The following is a 20629-nucleotide window of genomic DNA, read 5'->3' as shown; positions in this document are numbered from 1 at the left end:
CCCTTCCGCGTTCACAGGTCCTCGGTTCACAGGTCGTCTCGGTGTTCGTCTCGGAGGTGGTCTCGGAGTGCGTCTCAGAGGTCGAAGTCGTCGAAGTCGGCGGCGAACTCGTCGAGTTCGTCCTGGCTGACCGCCACGAGGTCGATGTCGGACGGGGTGAAGCCGCCCGCCCCGTCGGTCGCGGCGTGTCCGGCGAGCGCCCCGAGCGCGGCGAACCACAGCTCGGCCAGCTCGGCCACGTCGGCTTCGGCGAGCAGCTCCGCGGCCCACGACCAGGTGGCCGACAGGCGCGGCCCGCCGGGTCCGTCCTCGGTGTGGCAGTTGACCTCCAGCGCGTGCGGGAGCGCCAGCGCCGGGTCGTGGCCGCCGCCGAGCGCCTCGCTCAGCGCGGCGGGCGCGGGCGACCAGTCGGCGTCCTCGCCGGCGGCGACGCGGCCGAGGTAGTTGAACGCGAGCTGCGGCGCGGAGTGCGCGCCGAGCACCGTGCCGGTCTCGGCGTTCAGGTAGCGCAGGAGGCCGTAGCCGATGCCGTTGTCGGGGGCCTCGCGCAGCTGCTCCTTGACCCGCTTGAGCGCGGTCCCGACCCCGGGGCCCGCCGCGAGCACCTCGGCCCAGGCCGCGCGGCCCGCGTCGAGGCGGACGGGGTGGATCGAGGTGAACCAGCCGGAGGTGCGGGAGGTGTCCGCGCCGGGCACGACCTCCTCGCGGCCGTGGCCCTCCAGGTCCACCAGGACGGCCGAGGAGGCCTCACCGCGCCTGTCCCGCCACTCGGCGACGGCCAGCGCCAGCGCGGTCAGCAGGACGTCGTTCACGCGCCCATGGAACGCCGCGGGGACCGTCGTGAGGACGGGTTCGGTGACTTCCGGGGCGAGCGCGACGGTGAGGTGCCCGGCCGTGCCGAAGGTGTCCCGGGCGGGGTCCAGCGGGCGGGACCCGAGGACGGGCTCGGGCGTCGCGGCGATCTCGGCCCAGAAGGGGAGCTCCGCGGTGCGCGCCGGCTCGGACGCCTCGGCGGTGAGCCGCTGCGCCCAGCGCCGGAACGACGTCCCGACCGGCTGGAGCGGGGCGCCGCCGAGCGCCGTGACGAGGTCGGGCAGCAGGATCCGCCACGAGACCCCGTCCACGACGAGGTGGTGGGCGGTGAACAGCAGCAGGCCCGAGGCGTCGCCCGCGTCCAGGAGGTGCAGCCGCGTCATCTCGCCGGAAGCCGGGTCGAGCGCTTCGCGGGCGGCCTTGCCGGTCTCGGCGAGGGCCCTCTCCAGGTCCGGGCCTTCCAGGCCCGCGATGTCGACGACCTCGACCTCGGCCGTGCGGGCGCCCTTGTCCCGCACCTCGTAGACGCCGTCGGCGACGCGCAGGCGCAGGATGTCGTGGTGGTCCAGGACGGCCTGGTAGGCGGCCGTCAAAGCCGCGGCGTCCAGGTGCGGCGGGACGCGCAGGAGCGTCCGCTGGCTGTAGGACGACGTCGGCCCTTCCAGTTCCTCGAACCAGCGGAAGATCGGCGTGGGAGGCACCGTGCCGAGGGCGGTGCCCTCCGGCTCGGCCTCGACCGCGTCCTCGTCGGCGGGCCGGGCCACGGCGGCGAGTTCCGCCGTCGTCTGGTGCTGGAAGACCTCGCGGGGCGTGAACGCCAGGCCCGACTGGCGGGCCCGCGCGACGAGCTGGATCGCGATGATCGAGTCGCCGCCGAGGTCGAAGAAGCCGTCGTCAATGCCGACCCGCTCCAGTCCGAGGACCTCGGCGAACAGGGCCGCGACGGTCTCCTCCGCGGCGGTGCGCGGGGCCCGGTCGCCCACCCGGGCGGCGAAGTCGGGGGCGGGCAGCGCCTTGCGGTCGAGCTTGCCGTTGCCGGTGAGCGGCAGCGCCTCCAGCGCGACCACGGCGGCCGGGATCATGTAGTCGGGCAGGTCGGCCCCGAGGAACGCGCGCAGGTCCGCGCCGTCGGGCGCCTGCTGCCCGGCGGGGGCCGTCACGTAGGCGACGAGCCTCTTGTCGCCGGGCCGGTCCTCGCGGACGACCGCGGCGGCGTCGGCGACGGCCGGGTGGCGCACCAGCGCCGCCTCGATCTCGCCGAGCTCGATCCGGAAGCCGCGCAGCTGGACCTGCTGGTCGGCCCGGCCCAGGTACTCCAGGGAGCCGTCGCGGCGCCAGCGGCCGAGGTCGCCGGTGCGGTACATGCGGGCGCCCGGCGCGCCGAACGGGTCGGCGAGGAACCGGGACGCGGTCAGGTCGGGGCGGCCGTGGTAGCCGCGCGCCAGGCCCGCGCCCGACACGTACAGCTCGCCCACGACGCCCGGGGCGACGGGCCGCAGGCGCTCGTCCAGCACGTAGGCGCGCAGGTCGGGGATGGGCACGCCGATGACGGACCCCGGAGCCTCCTGGCAGTACGCGCGGTCCAGGGCGATGTGGGAGACGTGCACGGTCGTCTCGGTGATGCCGTACATGTTCACCAGGACGGGCGCGTCGTCCCCCTGCTCCTGGCCGGAGTGCCTGGAGTACCAGTCTTCGAGCCTGCCCAGCTCCAGCGCCTCGCCGCCGAAGACGACGTACCGGAGGCGCAGCGGCGTACCGGGGTTCGCCGCGTCGGCCGCCATGAGCTGGTAGAACGCCGACGGCGTCTGGTTGAGGACGGTGACGCCCTCTTCCCCGAGGAGCCTCAGGAAGTCCTCGGGCGAGCGGGACACCGCGTAAGGCACGACGACGAGGCGGCCGCCGTTCATGAGCGGGCCCCACAGCTCCCAGACGGAGAAGTCGAACGCGTAGGAGTGGAACAGCGTCCACACGTCCTCGGCGCCGAACCCGAACCAGTGGTCGGTCGCGGTCATGAGCCGGATCGCGTTGCGGTGCGGCACCACGACGCCCTTGGGACGCCCCGTGGAACCCGACGTGTAGATGACGTACGCCGGGTGGTCCGGAGACATCTCCACACATGGATTCCCCAAGGGGGTCTCGTCCGGGTGCCCCGCAAGGTCCACCGACGAGAGCAGCGCGGAATCGACCGTCATGACGGGCACCGCGTCGGCGACGATGTAGGCGATGCGGTCGGCGGGGTAGTCGGGATCGACGGGCACGTACGCCGCGCCCGTCTTGAGCACCGCGAGCACGCCCACCACGAGGTCGAGGGAGCGCGCGAGAGTGAGCGCGACGAACTTCTCGGGCCCCGCCCCCTTCTCGATGAGGTGCCTCGCCAGCCGGTTGGCGGCGGCGTTCAGCTCCCCGTAGGTGAGCGTCTCGCCTTCGAAGGTGACGGCCGGCGCGTCCGGCGTCGCGGCGGCCTGCCGCTCCACGACCGCGTGGATGAGGTCGTCCGAGCCGGGAAGGGCGGGCAGGGAGGACTCGGGAGAGGAGAGCCCCGCCGACCACCGCTCAAGGATCGTCGCGCGTTCGTCGTCGCCGAGGACCGCGGCGGCGCTGATCGGCTCGTCCGGCGCGGCCGAGACGGCGGCCAGGAACCGGGTGAGGCGGTCGGCGAGGTCGGCGGCGGTGGCGGGGTCGAACAGGTCGAGCGCGTACTCCAGCCCCGCCGACAGGCCCGCGGGCGAGCCGTCGGAGGAGTGGTGCTCCTCCAGGTAGAGCGACAGGTCGTACTTGGCGGCCCCTACGCCCAGGTCGAGCGCCTCGACGGTCAGCCCGTCGAGCTCGGCCCGAGCCTCGGGGTTGTTCTGGAACGACAGGCAGACCTGGAACAGCGGGTGCCGGCCCAGGTGGCGGGCCGGGGAGAGCACCTCGACCAGCCGCTCGAAAGGCACGTCCTGGTGGGCGTAGGCGGCCAGGTCGGTCTCCCGGACCCGGCCGACCAGCTCCCGGAAGGTCGGGTCGCCGGAGGTGTCCGTGCGCAGCACGAGCATGTTCACGAACATGCCGATGAGGTCGTCGAGGGCCTCGTCGGTGCGCCCGGCGATGGGCGAGCCGATCGGGACGTCCGGGCCCGCGCCCAGCCGGGTGAGCAGCGCGGCGTAGGCGGCCTGGACGACCATGAACAGGCTCGCGCCGGAGTCCCGGGCGAGGTCCAGGAGGGCCCGGTGCACGCCCGCGTCGATGGTGAAGTCGAGGGTTGCGCCGCGCTGGGAGGCCTGCGCGGGGCGCGGCCTGTCGCCGGGCAGCTCCAGCTGGTCGGGCAGCCCGGCGAGGGCTTCGGCCCAGTACGCGGTCTGCTTCGCGAGGAGGCTCGCGGGGTCGTCGGGGTCGCCGAGAAGGTTCTTTTGCCAGAGCGCGTAGTCGGCGTACTGGACGGGCAGCGGAGCCCACGCCGGGGCTTCGCCGCGCCGGCGCGCGTCGTAGGCGGTGACGACGTCGCGGGCCAGGGGCGCCATCGACCAGCCGTCGCCGGTGATGTGGTGCAGGACGAGCACGAGGATGTGGTCGTCCTCCGCGAGCCTCAGCAGCGCCACCCGGAACGGCGGCTCGACCGACAGGTCGAAGCCCTCCCCGGCGACGGCGGCGAGCGCGCCGGGCAGCGCGGCCTCCGTCGTCTCGGTGACGGTGACGCGCGGGAGCGCCGCGGCGGTGTCGAGGACGAGCTGGCGCGGGACGCCGGAGGCGTCGGGGAAGACCGTGCGCAGCGACTCGTGCCTGCCGACCACGTCGGCGAGGGCGGCGCGCAGGGCGTCGAGGTCGAGGGCGCCGCGCAGGCGCAGCGGCACCGGCATGTTGAACGTCGCCGACGGCCCCTCGAACCTGCCGAGGAACCACAGCCGCTGCTGCGCGGGCGACAGCGGGACCGCGGCGGGCCGCTCCTGACGGGCCAGCGCGGGCCTGGCGCTGCCCTCTGCGGCCGCGGCGCGCAGGGCGAGGCCCGCGACCGTCGGGGCCTCGAACAGGGCCCTGATGGGCAGCTCGACGCCGAGCACGGTGCGCACCCGGCTGATCAGCCGGGTCGCGGTGAGCGAGTCGCCGCCGAGGTCGAAGAACGAGTCGTCCGCGCCGACCCTGCCGACGCCGAGGATCTCGGCGTACACGCCCGCGAGGATCTCCTCCTGCGGGGTGCGCGGGCCGCGCCCGCCGCCGAGGCCGGGGTCGGGCGCGGGCAGCGCCTTGCGGTCGAGCTTGCCGTTGGGGGTGAGCGGCAGGTCGGGCAGCAGCACGACGAGCGGGACCATGTGCTCCGGCAGCGTCCCGGCGACGAACGCGCGCAGGTCGCGGGCGGTGGCGCCTTCGGCGGCGACGGCGTAGGCGACGAGCCGCTTGTCGCCGGGCCTGTCCTCCCGGACGACGACCGCGGCCCGCGAGACCGCGGGGTGCCGCTCCAGCGTGGAGGCGACCTCCCCCGGCTCGATCCGGAATCCGCGGATCTTCACCTGGTCGTCGGCGCGGCCGAGGTACTCCAGGGTGCCGTCGGGCAGCCAGCGCACGAGGTCGCCGGTGCGGTACATGCGCTCGCCGGGCGCGCCGAACGGGCACGCGGTGAACCGCTCGGCGGTCAGGGCGGGGCGGCCGAGGTAGCCGTCGGCGAGCATGGGCCCGGCGACGTACAGCTCGCCGGGGACGCCGTCGGGGACCCTCCGCAGCGCCCCGTCCAGGACGTACGGGCGGCTGTTCCGGAAGGCGGCGCCGATGTTGGGCGTCGCGCCCGCGACCAGGGGACCGTTGAAGAAGTCGACGCTGGCCTCGGTCGGCCCGTAGAAGTTGCGCGCCTCCAGGCCGGGCAGCGCCGCGAGCTCGTCCCACAGGCCCTGTGTGACGGCCTCGCCGCCGAGCAGCACCGTGGAGACGCCCGCTTCCAGGATGCCGAGGTCGCGCAGCGTCTGGAAGTGCGACGGGGTGGTGTTGACGAGGTCGATGCCGTGGTCGCGGACGTAGGCGACGAGGGCGCTTCCGTCGCGCCGGGTGGCGTCGTCCAGGACGTGGAGCTCCTGGCCGAAGACCATGAGGAGAAGGCCGTGCCAGGAGGTGTCGAAGGAGAACGACGCCGTGTGCGCGAACCGTACGCGGCGTCCGGCGCGCGCGGCGACGGGTGCCCAGAAGGCTTCGGCGTGCCCGTCGTGGTAGTTGACGAGGCCCCGGTGCGGGACGACGACGCCCTTGGGCAACCCGGAGGAGCCCGATGTGTAGATCGTATAGGCGGGCGCGCCGGGCAGGATCGCGATGCCGGGGTCGTGGGCGGGCGCGTCGGCGGTGAGGCCGGGCCAGTCCGGGGTGATCTCCAGGGCGGGCGCGGAGTCGGCGAGCATGTGCGCGATCCGGTCGGCCGGGTACTCGGGGTCGACGGGCACGTAGGCCGCGCCGGTCTTGAGCACGCCGAAGATCGCCGCGACCTGGGCCGCCCCGCGCGGGAGCCGCAGTGCGACCCGGTCCCCTGCCTTGACGCCCGAGGACAGCAGGGTGTGCGCGATCCGGTTGGCGAAGGCGTTCAGCTCGGCGAAGGTGAGCGTCGCGTCCGAGGCGACGAGGGCCGTGACGTCGGGGTCGGTGGAAGCCCGCTCCTGGAGGAGTTCGACGACGGACGGGGCCGAGGGCTCCCCGGCGGGGCCGAAGCGCGCGTCGAGGGTCGTGCGCTCGCCGTCGGACAGCAGGTCGAGCGCGGCCAGAGGCTGCTCGGCGTCTTCGAGGACCGCGTCGAGGAAGGACTTGACCCTTCCGAGCAGGGCCTCGGCGTCCTCCGGGCCGAACAGGTCGGGCCGGTAGTGCAGCCGCATGGACAGCCGGTCGCCCGGGATGATGACGAACGACAGCGGGAAGTGCGTCGCGTCGTAGGACTCGAACCCGGTCAGCCGCAGGCCCCCGAGCGTCCCGTCCATGGTCGAGGGGTCGAACGGGTAGTTCTCCAGCACCGTCATGGTGTCGAACAGGACGGGGTGCCCGGTCGCGCGCTGGATCTCGGTCAGCCCGAGGTGGTGGTGGGCCAGCAGGTCGGTCTGCTCCTCCTGGAGGCGCTCCAGCACCTCGGCGAGGGTGTCCGACGGGTTCAGCCGCACCCGGATCGGCAGCGTGTTGATGAACAGGCCGATCATCTGCTCGACCCCGGCGAGGTCGGCGGGGCGGCCGGAGACCGCGGCGCCGAACACCACGTCGGGGCGGCCCGTGAGCGCCCCCACGACCACGCCCCAGGCCGCCTGGAGCAGCGTGTTGACCGTGACGCCGTGCCGGCGCGCGGCGCGCGTCAGCTTGCGGCTGACCGCCTCGTCCAGCTCCAGGAGCGCCCGGTGCGGGACGACCGCGGGAAGGTCGGCTGCCTGCGGCGCGACGAGCGTCGGGTCGTCCAGTCCGGCGAGCGCCTCCTGCCAGGCCGCCTCCGCGGCCTTGCCGTCCTGCCCGGCGAGCCAGCGCAGGTAGTCCTTGTAGGGGGTGGGCCGGGGCAGGCCCTCGTCGGTGCCGCCCGCGAGGTAGAGCGCGAAGAGCTCGGTGGCGAGGACGGGCGTCGACCAGCCGTCCAGCAGGATGTGGTGGTTGGTGAAGACGAGCCGGTACCGGTCTTCGCCGAGCCGGCCGTCCGGCAGACGGCCGTTCGGCAAACGGACAAGCACGAAGCGCAGCAGCGGCGGTTCCATGAGGTCGAACCGGCGGATCCGCTCGGCGAGCACGAGCGCGCGCGCTTCCTCCTCCCCGAGGGCGACCTCCTCCCACGGCAGGTCCACCGCGCGCGGGACGAGCTGCACAGGGCGGCTCACGCCCTCGTCGGTGAAGGCCGCGCGCAGGTTCGCGTGCCGCTTGAGCAGGGTCTCCGCGGCCCGGCGCAGCGCCGCGACGTCCAGCGGGCCCTCCATGTCGAGGACGAGCTGGGCGGTGTAGACGTCCTGCTCGTCGTACTTGGCGTGGAAGAAGAAGCCCTGCTGCAACGGGGACAGCGGAAGGATGTCCTCCAGATCCCGGCTCGGTGACGGGCTCCCCGGCGCAGCCGGGCTCTCCAAGAGCCCGTCACCGAGCCCGTTCGTACGGCCCGTGCTCACTTGTTCCTCCATGCCGCCTGAAGCGTGTCGATCTCGGACTGGTCGAGCTCGACCAGCAGGTCTGAGCTGGTGAAGCCGCCCGCGTCCGCGTCCCCGGCGTGCGCCGCGAGCCCGCGCAGCGCCGCGAACCAGGCCTCGCCGAGGGTCCGCACGTCGTCCTCGGTGAGGAGGCCGCCGGGCCAGGACCAGGTCGCGGCGAGCTCCGGGCCGCCGGGCAGGTCGCGGGTGATCGCGTTGATCTCCAGCGTGTGCGCGGCGGGCAGCTTCGGGTCCTCGCCGGGCGGGAGCTGCTCGGGGGCGGGGCTGAAGTCGCCGTCGCCGGCGGCGACCCGGCCGAGGTAGTTGAACGCGATCTGCGCCTGCGGCAGGTCGGCCAGCTCCTCGCCGGTCGTCTCGTTGAGGTAGCGCAGCAGGCCGAACCCGATGCCGTTGTCGGGCACCTGGCGGAGCTGCTCCTTGACCCGCTTGAGCGCCTGGCCTGCCGCCGCGCCGCCGGAGGTGATCTCCGCCCACGCGTTCTGGCCCGCGTCCAGCCGGACGGGGTAGAGGCTGGTGAACCATCCGACGGTCCGGGACAGGTCGACGCCTTGGACGATCTCCTCCCGGCCGTGCCCTTCGAGGTCCACCAGGACGCCCGTCCCCCGGCCGCCGCGGCCCGCCCTCCAGTGGGCGACGGCGAGGGCGAGCCCCGTGAGCAGGACGTCGTTGACGCGCCCGTGGAAGGCCGCAGGCACGTCGGTGAGGACGGCCTCGGTGGTGGCCACGTCCAGAACGAGGTCGAGGCGCCGGACGGTGTCGGCGGTGTCCACCGCGGGGTCCAGCGCGCGCGCTCCGAGCTTCGGGTTGGGGCCTTCGGCGAGGTCGAACCAGGTGTCGAGCTCCGCCGCTCGCCCGGGGTCGGCGGCCTCGGCGAGGAGCTTCTGCGCCCATCTGCGGAACGAGGTCGGCACCGGCTCCAGCGCGGGCTCGGCGCCGGTGGCGGCGGCTCCCCAGGCCGTCACGAGGTCGGGCATGAGGACGCGCCAGGAGACGCCGTCGACGACGAGGTGGTGGAGCACGAGGACCAGGCGGCCCTGGGCCTCCGGCCCGGCGTCCAGCCAGATCAACCTGGCGTTCTCGCCCGCCGAAGGGTCGAGTTCCGAGGCGGCCCGCCGCACCTCGGCGTCGATCTCGGCCTGGTAGGAGTCGGCCGGGGCGACCTCGACCCGGCGGACCAGTTCCGCGGCCCTGACCTCCCCCACGGGCCGGACGACCGGCTGCCAGCCGTCCAGCCTCAGCCGGAGCATGTCGTGCCGGTCCAGCACGGCCTGGAGGCCGCGCACGAGGTGCTCCTCGCCCAGTCCGCCGGGCACGCGCAGCGCGAACGCCTGGTGGAAGCCGGACATCGCGCCGCCGCGGTCGCGCAGCCACGCCATGATCGGGGTGAGCGGCACCGGCCCGAGCCCGGCCCCTTCTGGCTCCACCTCGACCGTGGTGTCCTCGGCCGCGTCGCGCGCCAGGGCGGCGAGGGCGGCGACGGTCTGGTGCTGGAACACCTCGCGCGGCGTCACCGCGAGGCCCGCCTGGCGGGCCCGGGAGACGAGCTGGATCGCGATGATCGAGTCGCCGCCGAGGTCGAAGAAGCCGTCGTCCGCGCCGGGCCGCGCGCTCAGCGCGAGCACCTCGGCGAACAGGTCGGCGAAGACCTCTTCGCGCTCGGAAGCCGGGGCGCGGCCTTCGCCGACCTCGACGACCGGCGCGGGCAGCGCCCGCCGGTCCAGCTTGCCGTTGCCGGTGAGCGGCAGCGCCTCCAGCACGACCGCCGCGGCGGGCACCATGTGCGCGGGCAGCCGCTCGGCCGCGAACGCGCGCAGCGCGCCCGCCTCGACCCCGCCGACGGCGTAGGCGACGAGCCGCTTGTCGCCGGGCCTGTCCTCGCGGACGACGACGGCGACGTCGGTGACGTCCTCGTGCGCGGCGAGCACTGCCTCGATCTCGCCGAGTTCGATGCGGAAGCCGCGGATCTTCACCTGGTCGTCGGCGCGGCCCAGGTACTCCAGGGCCCCGTCCGTCCGCCACCGGGCGAGGTCGCCCGTGCGGTACATGCGCGTGCCCGGCGCGCCGAACGGGTCGGCGACGAACCGGGACGCGGTCAGGTCGGGCCGGCCGTGGTAGCCGCGCGCCAGGCCCGCGCCCGACACGTACAGCTCGCCGACGACGCCGGGCGGGACGGGCCTGAGCCGTCCGTCGAGCACGCGGACGCCGAGGTCCGGGATGCCCGCGCCGATGACGGATCCGGGCGCGGTCGCGCAGTATCCGGCGTCGAGGGCGATGTAGGAGACGTGCACGGTCGTCTCGGTGATGCCGTACATGTTCACCAGGACGGTGTCGCGGCCGCGGGCGTACCAGTCGGCGAGCCGCTTCAGCTCCAGCGCCTCGCCGCCGAACACCACGTACCGCAGCGCGAGGTCCCGGCCGTCGTCGGCGGCCATGAGCTGGTAGAACGCCGAGGGCGTCTGGTTGAGCACGGTGACGCGCTCGGCCGCGAGCAGGTCGAGGAACTCGCCGGGCGAGCGGGTGACCGCGTAAGGCACCACGACGAGGCGGCCGCCGTACAGCAGCGGCCCCCACAGCTCCCAGACGGAGAAGTCGAACGCGTAGGAGTGGAACAGCGTCCACACGTCCTCGGCGCCGAACCCGAACCAGTGCTCGGTCGAGGTCATCAGCCGCAGCACGTTGCGGTGCGGCACCACGACGCCCTTGGGCTTCCCCGTGGATCCGGACGTGTAGATGACGTACGCGGGGTGCTCGGGAGACATCTCGACCGAGGGGTCGGTGTCCGGGTAGCCCGCGAGGTCGACCGACGAAAGCAGCGCGGAGTCCACGGTGAAGACCGGCGCGGAGTCTTCGAGCGTGTAGGCGATGCGCTCCTCGGGGTAGTCCGGGTCTATCGGCACGTACGCCGCGCCCGTCTTCAGCACCGCGAGGACCGCCATGACGAGCCGTTCCGAGCGCGGAAGGCGCAGCGCGACGAACCGCTCCGGTCCGGCGCCCTTCTCGATGAGGTGCCTCGCCAGCCGGTTGGCCGCGGCGTTCAGCTCCCCGTAGGTGAGCGTCGTGCCTTCGAAGGTGACGGCCGGCGCGTCCGGGGTCTCGGCCGCGCGCCTTTCGAAGACCGCGTGGATCGTGCCGGAGCCGTCGGCGGCGCCTTCGCCGCCCGCCCAGGCGTCCAGGAGGGCGCGTTCGTCGTCGGCGAGCAGGGGCGCGTCCCCGACGGGCGCGTCCGGCGCGGCGAGCAGCCCGGTGAGCAGCCGCTCGAACCGGGCGACGAAGGTGCGCGCCGTGGCGGGGTCATAGAGGTCGAGCGCGTATTCCAGCTCGCCTTCCAGGCCCGCGGGCGATCCGTCGGGTCCGAACCTCTCGGTGAGCATGAGGAGCTGGTCGAAGCGGGACACCGCGGCGTGCAGCGGCTCGGGCTCGGCGGTGAACCCGTCGAGTTCGAGCCGGGCCGCGGGGTTGTTCTGGAAGGTGAGGCCGTTCTGGAACAGCGGGTGGCGGCCCATGTGCCGGGCGGGGTTGAGCACCTCGACCAGCCGCTCGAAAGGCACGTCCTGGTGGGCGTAGGCGGCCAGGTCGGTCTCCCGGACCCGGCCGACCAGCTCCCGGAACGTCGGGTCGCCCGAGACGTCCGTGCGCAGCACCAGCATGTTCACGAACATGCCGACGAGGTCGTCCAGCGCCTCGTCGGTGCGCCCGGCGATGGGCGAGCCGATCGGGATGTCCTCGCCGCCGCCGAGCCGCGAGAGCAGCACGGCGTAGGCGGCCTGCGCGACCATGAACGGCGAGGCCTGGGCCTGCGCGGCCAGCGCAGCGATTGCGCGGTGCACCTCGGCCGGGAGCGTGAACCTCACGGTGCCGCCCCGGTACGTCGACTCCTCGGGGCGCGGCCGGTCGGCGGGCAGGTCGAGCTGGTCGGGCAGCCCGGCGAGGGCCTCCTTCCAGTAGGCGATCTGCCGGGAGAGCAGGCTCGCCGGGTCGTCCTCCGCGCCCAGCAGCTCCTGGTGCCAGAGCGTGTAGTCGGCGTACTGGACGGGCAGGGGCGCCCACTGCGGAGCCGTGCCCGCCGCCCGCGCCGCGTACGCGGTGATGACGTCGCGGGCCAGCGGCGCCAGGGACCAGCCGTCGGTCGCGACATGGTGCATCACCAGGACCGCGACGTGCTCGGTCTCCGACAGCGACAGCAGGTGCGCCCGCAGCGGCGGCTCCGCCGAGATGTCGAACGGCCGGCCCGCGGCCCTGGCCAGCTCCATCGGCAGCCCGGCCCGGGTCGTCGGGACGGCCTCCAGCTGCGGCCGGGCGACGGCGGCGGACAGGATCTGCTGGCGCGGCGTGCCGCCGGAGTCGGGGAAGATCGTGCGCAGCGACTCGTGCCGGTCGACGACGTCGGTGAGCGCGTCCTGGAGGGCCGCGGTGTCGATCCGGCCGGTCAGGCGCAGCGCGAGCGGCATGTTGTAGGTCGCCGACGGCCCCTCGAACTTGCCGAGGAACCACAGCCGCTGCTGGGCGTAGGACAGCGGGATCTCGGCGGGCCGCTCGGCCCGGACGAGCGCGGCGCGCGCGGGCGCGGCCTTCTCGACGTGCCGGGCGAGCGCCGCGACGGTCGGGTCCTCGAACAGGGCCCGCACCGACAGCTCGACGCCGAAGGCGGCCCGCGCCCGCGCGACGACCCGCATGGCCAGCAGCGAGTTGCCGCCGAGCGCGAAGAAGTCGTCGTCGGCGCCCACGTCGGCGACGCCCAGCAGCTCCCCGACGATCCCGGCGAGGATCCGCTCCCGCTCGTTCGCGGGCGCGCGGTGGACGGCGGCGGCGGGGGCGAGTTCCGGCTTGGGCAGGTTCTTGGTGTCGACCTTGCCGTTGGCGGTCAGCGGCAGCTCGTTCATGACCATGACGGCGGCCGGGACCATCGCGCTCGGCAGGTGCTCCAGCACGAACGCGCGCAGCTCCTCGGAGCTGATCGTGTGGCCGGGCGCGGGCACCACGTAGGCGACGAGCCGCTTGTCCTGCCCGGCGGCGGGCCGGGGCGCGGGCAGCGGGGCGGGGGTGCGCAGCAGCAGCGCGTCGGCCTCGGGCAGCCGGATCGCGCCGATGTGCGCGGACGGGTCGGCGACCGCGGCGTCCAGGACCCGCACGAACCAGCGGCACAGGTCCTCGGCGGTCTTGGGGTCGAACAGGTCGCGGGCGTACTCCAGCGTGCCGGTGAGGCCGCCGTGGTCGGGCTCCTCCTCCAGCAGGAACTCCAGGTCGAACTTGGCGACGCCCGGGTCGACGTCCTCGACCTCGACCGTGATCGCGTCCAGCTCCACCCGCGCCCGCGGGTTGTTCTGAAGGGTGAGCATCACCTGGAACAGCGGGTGCCTGGCCAGGGACCGGGCCGGGTTCAGCACCTCCACGAGCCGCTCGAAGGGCAGTTCCTGGTGGGCGTAGGCGGCGAGGTCGGTGTCGCGGACGCGGTCGAGCAGCTCGGCGAACGTGGGGTCGCCCGAGGTGTCGGTGCGCAGCACCAGCGTGTTCACGAACACGCCGACGAGATCGTCCAGCGCCTCCTCGGTGCGGCCGGCGATGGGCGAGCCGAGCGGGATGTCGGTGCCTGCGCCGAGGCGGGTGAGCAGCGCGGCGAGCGCGGCCTGCAGGACCATGAAGAGGCTGCCGTGCGCCGAGAAGGCGAGTTCCCGCAGGCCCGCGGCGGTCTCGGCGGGAACGGTGAACGCGGTCCGGCCGCCCCGGTAGGAGGCCCGTTCGGGGCGCGGCCGGTCCGTCGGGAGGGCGAGCTGGTCGGGCAGGGCGGCCAGCTCGCGCGTCCAGAACCGGATCTGGCGGGAGACGAGGCTGGCCGGGTCGTCCTCGCTGCCGAACAGCTCGTGCTGCCACAGAGCGTAGTCGCCGTACTGGACGGGCAGGGGCGCCCACTGCGGAGCCGTGCCCGCGGCGCGTGCCGCGTAGGCCGCGATGACGTCGCGGGCCAGCGGCGCGAGGGACCAGCCGTCGCCCGCGATGTGGTGCATGACCAGGAGCAGGAGGTGCTCGTCCGGCCCGAGCCGGTAGACGTGCGCCCGCAGCGGGATCTCCGCGGCGAGGTCGAACCCGCGGGTGGCGTCCATGTAGAGGAGGCCGGCCAGGTCGTCGGGGTCGGCGTCGGCGACGGTCGGGGGGACCTCGGCGGCGGGCAGCACCCGCTGGAACGGGGTCCCGCCCCGCTCGGCGAAGACCGTGCGCAGGGATTCGTGCCGCCCGACGACGTCGCGCAGCGCCGCGCCGACCGCGGCGAGGTCGAGCGCGCCGGTGAGGCGCAGCGGGATCGGCATGTTGTAGGTCGCCGACGGCCCTTCGAGCTGGGCGAGGAACCACAGCCGCCGCTGGGCGTAGGAGACGGGCACGAGTTCCGGCCGCGCGGCCGCGGCGAGCGCGGGCCGCTCCGCCGCCTCGGTCTCGGCGTCGCCGAGCTGCGCGGCGAGCTCCGCGACGGTCGGCGCGTGGAACATCGCGCGGATCGACAGCTCGGCGCGGGTCGCCGCGCGGATCCGGGCGACGGCCCGCGTCGCGAGGAGGGAGTCGCCGCCGAGTTCGAAGAAGTTGTCGTCGATGCCGACCTCGCGGACCCCGAGGACCTCGCGGAACACCCCGCACAGCAGTTCCTCGGTGCGGTCGCGGGGGCCGCGCCGCTCCTTGGCGGGGGCGGAGAAGTCGGGCGCGGGCAGCGCGGCCCGCTCCAGCTTGCCGTTCGGGTTCAGGGGCAGCGCGCCGAGCGCGAGGATCGCGGCAGGGACCATGTACTCCGGCAGGCGTCCCGCGACGAACCTGCGCAGGCGCGCGGTGTCCAGCGCGGCGCCCGGCACCGGCACGACGTAGCCGACGATCCGGGTGTGGCCGCCGTCCTCGCGGGCGAGCGCGACGGCCTGGGCGACCTCGGGATGCGCGGCGAGCGCCGCCTCGATCTCGCCCAGCTCGATCCGGTACCCGCGGACCTTCACCTGGTGGTCGAGCCGGCCCAGGTACTCGATGTCGCCCGCGGCGTTCCAGCGCGCCAGGTCGCCGGTGCGGTACATCCGCTCGCCCTCGCCGAACGGGCAGGCGACGAACCTGTCGGCGGTGAGCGCGGGCCGGCCGAGGTAGCCGCGCGCCAGGCCCTCCCCGGCGAGGTACAGCTCGCCCGGGACGCCGACGGGCACCGGCCGCAGCCCGGCGTCGAGGATGTAGGCGCGGGTGTTGGCCAGCGGCCTGCCGATCGGCGCGATCCCCTCGGGGTTGCCGTCGTCGTACCAGCCGACGGTGTAAACGGTCGCCTCGGTCGGCCCGTAGATGTTGGCGATGCGGGCGTCCGGGACGAGCGCGCGCAGCCGCTTGACGAGCTGCGGCGGCAGCGCCTCCCCGGCGAGCACCACGTCGCCCGCGGCGAGTTCCAGCGAGCCCTGGGAGAGCACGGCGGCCATCGCCGACGGCACGCCCGACAGCAGCGAGCCGCGCCAGCCGCCGCGCTCGGCCAGCTCCAGCAGGTCGCGGACCACCTCGACCCGGCCGCCGACGGTCAGCGGCGCGAGCCACTCGAACACCGAGACGTCGAAGTTGAGGGAGGTCGACCACAGCACGTGCCGCAGCCGCTCGGAGCCGAAGTCGCGGCCCGCCCACGCGCAGAAGTCGACCGCGTTGGCGTGGGTGACGACGACGCCCTTGGGCCGGCCGGTCGAGCCGGAAGTGTAGATGACGTACGCGGCGTCGAGCGGGTGCGGGCAGGGCCCGCCCGCGAGACTCGGACCGTCGAGGCCCTCGCGGGGACCGAGGGTCCGGGTGCCCGCGGGCAGGTGCGCGGCGCTCTCGGCGATGACGGCCGCGGGCGCGGCGTCGGCCAGCATGAACGCGATGCGGTCGGCCGGGTAGGCGGGATCGATCGGCAGGTAGGCGGCGCCGGCCTTGAGCGCGGCGAGGGCCGCGACGGCGAGGTCGGCGGTGCGCGGCAGCGAGATCGCCACGACCGAGCCGGGACCTGCGCCGTCGGCGCGGAGCCTGCGGGCGAGCCTGTCCGACAGGTCGTCCAGCGCGCGGTAGGTGAGGGAGGAGGAGGCGTCGCTGACGGCGGTCGCGTGCGGGGTGCGCTCCACCTGGGCGCGGAACAGCGCGGGCACGGTCGCCGCGGCGACGTCCAGGCCCGTGTCGTTCCAGGTGTTCAGGACGAGGTCGCGCTCGGCCTCGTCGGTGAGGTCGAGCGCGCCGATCCGGGTGCCGGGGTCGACCTCGGCCATCGCCTTGAGCAGCCGGACGTACCGCGCCTGGTGGGCGGCGACCTCGGTGTCGGTGTACAGCTCGGGATGGGCGTCGAAGTCGATCCGGGCGCCCCTGCCGTCGGCCGCGTCGAAGATCGCGATGGCGAGGTCCTCGACGGGGCCGTTGCTCAGCGGGTGCTGGGTGGCGCGCAGTCCGCCCCAGTCGGCCGTGTAGTCGTACGGCATGATGTTGACGACGGGCCCGTGGATGCGCCGGCCGACCAGGTTGAGGTCGCGCACGAGGTCCTCGCGGCGGTACCGCTGGTGGCGCAGCAGCCGGGCGGTGGCGCGGGACGCCTGCCGGGTCAGCTCCTCGACCGTCATCTCGGGCCGGACCGACACCCGCAGCGGCAGGATCGACGCCATGTGCGTCGGGGTCTCGCGGGCCAGCTTCGTCACGCGGCCGGAGACGGCGATGCCGAGGACGACGTCCTCGGCACCCGTGGTCTTGGCGACGAGCGCGGCGGTCGCGGCGATGGCCAGGCCAGGGGTCGCGGTGCGCAGCCGCCGGGCGCCCGCGGCGACGCGGCGCGTCTCGGCCTCGCCCAGCATCACCGTCCGGCGCAGGTACCTGTCGGTCGGGGCCGCGGTCCGCTCGCTGAGCCCCACCACGTCCGGGCGGTCGGCGAACCGCTCGGTCCAGTAGGCGCGGTCGGCCTCGAACTTCTCCGACGCGCGGTAGGCCTCCTCCTCGGCCAGCAGCGCGCGGTAGTCGCCGTGCCTCTGCGGGACGTACTCCTCGCCCCTGGCGAGCGCCGCGTAGACCTCCGAGCCCCGCCGGTTGAGGAACGCGCCCGAGTAGCCGTCGATCATGATGTGGTGGCCCCGCATGAACCACCAGTGCAGGTCCGGGGCGAGCCGCAGGACCCGGCTGACGTACAACTCGGGGCCCATCAGGTCGAACGGGCTGTGCACCTCGCGGTCGATCCAGGCCGCCGCCGCGGCCCTGGGATCGGCCTCCGCGCTGAAATCCAGAAGCGGCATCGCCGCGGGCGCCGCGTCAAGCGCCTGATGCGGAATTCCGTCCTTCTCCACAAGGCGGAACCACAGTGCCTCGCCCTCGTGCGAGCCGATCCGCACGGTCTTGTCGAACAACTCGGGATCGAAGTCGCCCTCGATCTCGATGTACTGCGCGATGCAGATCGGAGTTTCCGGACTCAGTTGTTGCGCATACCAGACCGACTGCTGTGCCGCGGACAGGGGGAGGAACTCTGAAGACGACATGAAGAATGGCTTTCGCGGGTGCGGGAGGTGGAGTCCGTATGACGCAGAATTACCAATCGAAAAACCGGGTGCCGGCCCCTTTCCCGCAACTTCTCACAATGCTCGCACGACCCCCGTCTTTGCCCGCCGACGGTCGTGCACGCCTCGTGAAGCCCCCCTGTTGCACTACTTATCAGTAGCGGAAGCACAGTCAACCAGGGCATCCGATGCTTCGCAATCCTCCCATAAGCGGAACTTAACGGGCGCGGTTGCTCACCTCCGTGACAAGAAACGGGCTACGTGACCACCCGGTTACCGTCCGGCCGATCCACTGGTGACAAGCCTTCCCCAGAGGGCTACCGCCCCGTTACCGCGCTGTGTCTATGGGCCCGGTAACGGCACTGGAGAGCCCGGCTGCGCCAGGGCGTTACCGCGCTGTGCCGAAGTCGTGCACGACCACGGCGACCGCGCCGACGCTCGGGTGCCGCTGGAGCACTGCCTCGATCTCGCCCAGCTCCATCCGGACGCCGGCGATCTTCACCTGCCGGTCGACCCTGCCGAGGTACTGCAGGGCCCCCTGCGGCAGCACCTTCACCGCGTCGCCCGTCCGGTAGAGACGGCTGGTCAGAGAGGGTCCGAAGGGCGAGCGGAAGAACGCGTCGCGGGTGCGCTCGTGGTTGCCGAGGTAGCCCCGGCCGACCCCGTGGCCGCCGACGAACAGCTCGCCCGTCTCCCCCGGCTCGCACGCGTACCAGCCGTCGTCCTCCGACCGCAGGACGTACAGGTCGGTGTTCACCACGGGGGTGCCGATCGGCAGGCGCAGCAGCTCAAGGTCACCCAGTGTGACGATGTGGTGGGTGACGTCGTCGGAGCACTCGGTCGGGCCGTAGGCGTTGACCAGTCCGGCCTGCGGCATCTCCAGCAGCCAGCGGCGCGCCACCTCGGTGGGCAGTTCCTCGCCGGTCGCCAGCATCCAGCGCAGACCCGCCAGGCCCCCCTCGGCGTCGGCCGCGGCCAGGTCGTCCAGCAGCAGCCGGACCATGGTCGGGACCAGCTCCACGATGGTGATGGCCTGGCCGTCGATCGCGGCGGCGAAGGCCACCGAGTCGTACGACACCTCGTCGCTGATGACGTGCACCTGACCGCCGTTGAGCAGCGGGCACAGCATCTGCCAGATGGAGATGTCGAAACCGAGCGGGGCCGTCTGGGCGACGACGTCGCGGCCGGTCATCCCCAGGTCGACGATCTTGGCCCACAGGTGGTTCACCATGCCCTGGTGCTCGACCACGGCGCCCTTCGGCTTGCCGGTCGAACCCGAGGTGAACAGCACGTACCTGGGCTGGGCCAGGCCGTCGAGGCGGGCGGGGCCCTCCCACGGCGCGAGGCCCGCAGCCTCCTGCGCGCGCACCACGCGCACCCCTGCGGCGGCGGCGCCCTCGGCGAGGACGGGTGCGGTCTCGCCCCGGTCGGAGTTGAACAGCAGCACCGCGCCGGCCTGCTCCAGCACGTCGGTGACGCGCTTGGCCGGCCAGGTGGTGTCGGCGGGCACGTACAGCGCGCCGAGCAGCTCCAGGGCGAGGAACGCGGCGATGACGGTGACGCTGCGTACACCGCCGACGGCGACGACGTCGTTCGGCCCGACGCCCTCGCGCTCCAGCAGCGCGGCGATGCGGCGGGCCTCTTCGGCCAGTTCGGCATAGGAAAGGGCGCGGACCTCGTCGCGGACGGCCGGACGGTCGCCTTCGGCGGCGATGCGCTCCACCCGGGTGATCACGGCATCGGTCAGGTCGACCTCATGAGTGCGGCTCAGCGCGAGCTTACGCGCCCGGCCGATCTCGGCCGAGGAGATCTTCAGCTCCGGCAGTGCTTCGAGTTCGAGCAGACCATCCAAGATCGTCACGAATCCGCTCCTACATCCCGTGCGTCATTAGCCGATTTTGAGTACTTTAGTGGACAGTCTGGGCTTGCCTGCCAACTTGCCCTACTGTACGGTAATCACGGCCGCGGTGATGAGAGTCACCCGAAAAATTCCAGAAGCCCGAAGTTTTCGAATCACGGCGAAGACCTGAGGGCGGGTCTAAGCTGAATTCAGCCTCGGAATGAATGGCGAGAGAATTTCCGGTCCGAAGGTGCGCGGTCCGGAATCGAGCTGGGCCCGTCGCTCCGGGGACGGCAGTCACTGTCCACCAACGTTCGGTTAGTTGTCATACAGAGGGTGTCGGCAACGTGCCTATTATCAGCTCCCCGCAGGAGTTCAACGTCGAGGACCTGTACGTCGATCTGCGATCCGTGCTGAGCGCCCCGCTGTTCCTGAAGTGCGAGGGGTTCAACTTCGCCGGCTCGGTGAAGCTCAAGGCCGCCGCGGAGATGATCTCCGCCGCGGAGCGCGCGGGCCTGATCAGGCCGGACTCGGTGCTGGTGGAGTCGTCGTCGGGCAACCTGGGCATCGCGCTCGCCATGATCGCCTCGGCCAAGGGGTACCGCTTCCTCTGCGTCACCGACCCGCGCTGCAACACCGTCTCCCAGCGGGTCATGCGGGCGCTCGGGGCCGAGGTCCGCGTCGTCGACGAGAAGGACGCCAACGGCGGCTACCTGGAGAGCCGCATCAGGTACGTGCGCGGCCTCGTCGAGTCCAGCCCGAAGCACGTCTGGCTGAACCAGTACGCCAACCCCAACAACTGGCGCGCCCACTACCGGCACACCGCCCCGGCGATCGCGCGCGCCTTCCCCGACCTCGACGTGCTCTTCGTCGGCGCGGGCACCACCGGCACCCTCATGGGCTGCGCCCGGTACTTCAAGGAGCACGGCAAGCCCGTCACCATCGTGGCGATCGACGCCGTCGGCTCGGTCACCTTCGGTGGCATCCCCGAACGGCGCATGGTGCCCGGCCTCGGCACCAGCACCCGGCCCGCGCTCGTCGACGAGTCCTACATCGACGACGTCGTCCACGTCGCCGAGCCCGACACGATCCGCACCTGCCACCGGCTCGCCGGGGCGGGCTTCCTGTTCGGCGGATCCACCGGCACCGTCGTCAGCGGCGCGGTGCACTGGCTCAACCAGAAGTACCCCGGTGAGGAGCCCGTCGCGGTCGCCGTCTCGCCCGACCTCGGCGAACGTTACCTGGACTCCATCTATGCCGAGGGGTGGGTCAAGGAGTACTTCGGTAGCCTCGACCTTCCCTGACCCCTCCCCCAGACCGGCGGGTTCCCCATCCCCCCAGGGAACCCGCCTTTCCCTTTCCCCTGA

Annotated in this window: 4 protein-coding genes; 1 reads left to right on the top strand and 3 read right to left on the bottom strand. The window is 73.4% G+C overall.

The features are described from left to right. Positions 1–74: 74 nt before the first annotated feature. The 3 genes from ACYVOM_RS39660 to ACYVOM_RS39650 form a co-directional block, all read right to left on the bottom strand. Positions 75–7886 (bottom strand): amino acid adenylation domain-containing protein, encoded by a 7812-nt coding sequence (locus tag ACYVOM_RS39660; RefSeq protein ID WP_460308781.1) that lies wholly within the window; start codon positions 7884–7886, stop codon positions 75–77. Next, positions 7883–17404: an amino acid adenylation domain-containing protein gene (locus ACYVOM_RS39655; RefSeq protein ID WP_460308780.1), complete on the bottom strand. Its 9522-nt coding sequence runs from the start codon at positions 17402–17404 to the stop codon at positions 7883–7885. Before ACYVOM_RS39655 ends, ACYVOM_RS39660 begins: the two co-directional genes overlap by 4 nt. Positions 17405–17810: 406 nt before the next feature. After that, positions 17811–19283, bottom strand: a complete 1473-nt coding sequence (locus ACYVOM_RS39650) for an amino acid adenylation domain-containing protein (RefSeq protein WP_460308779.1) — start codon at positions 19281–19283, stop codon at positions 17811–17813. 326 nt (positions 19284–19609) lie between these two features. Between ACYVOM_RS39650 and sbnA the strand changes: the two genes are divergently transcribed. After that, a complete protein-coding gene (gene sbnA, locus ACYVOM_RS39645) occupies positions 19610–20566 on the top strand; it encodes a 2,3-diaminopropionate biosynthesis protein SbnA (protein ID WP_460308778.1) in 957 nt (318 codons plus the stop codon). Positions 20567–20629 lie beyond the last annotated feature (63 nt).

The sequence above is a fragment of the Actinocorallia aurea genome, assembly GCF_054783995.1.
This window is presented reverse-complemented; position numbering and strand designations above follow the sequence as displayed.

Excerpts from the sequence above, each read along its gene's own strand:
- ACYVOM_RS39655 (WP_460308780.1), bottom strand. The coding sequence starts at position 17,404 with ATGTCGTCTTCAGAGTTCCTCCCCCTGTCCGCGGCACAGCAGTCGGTC.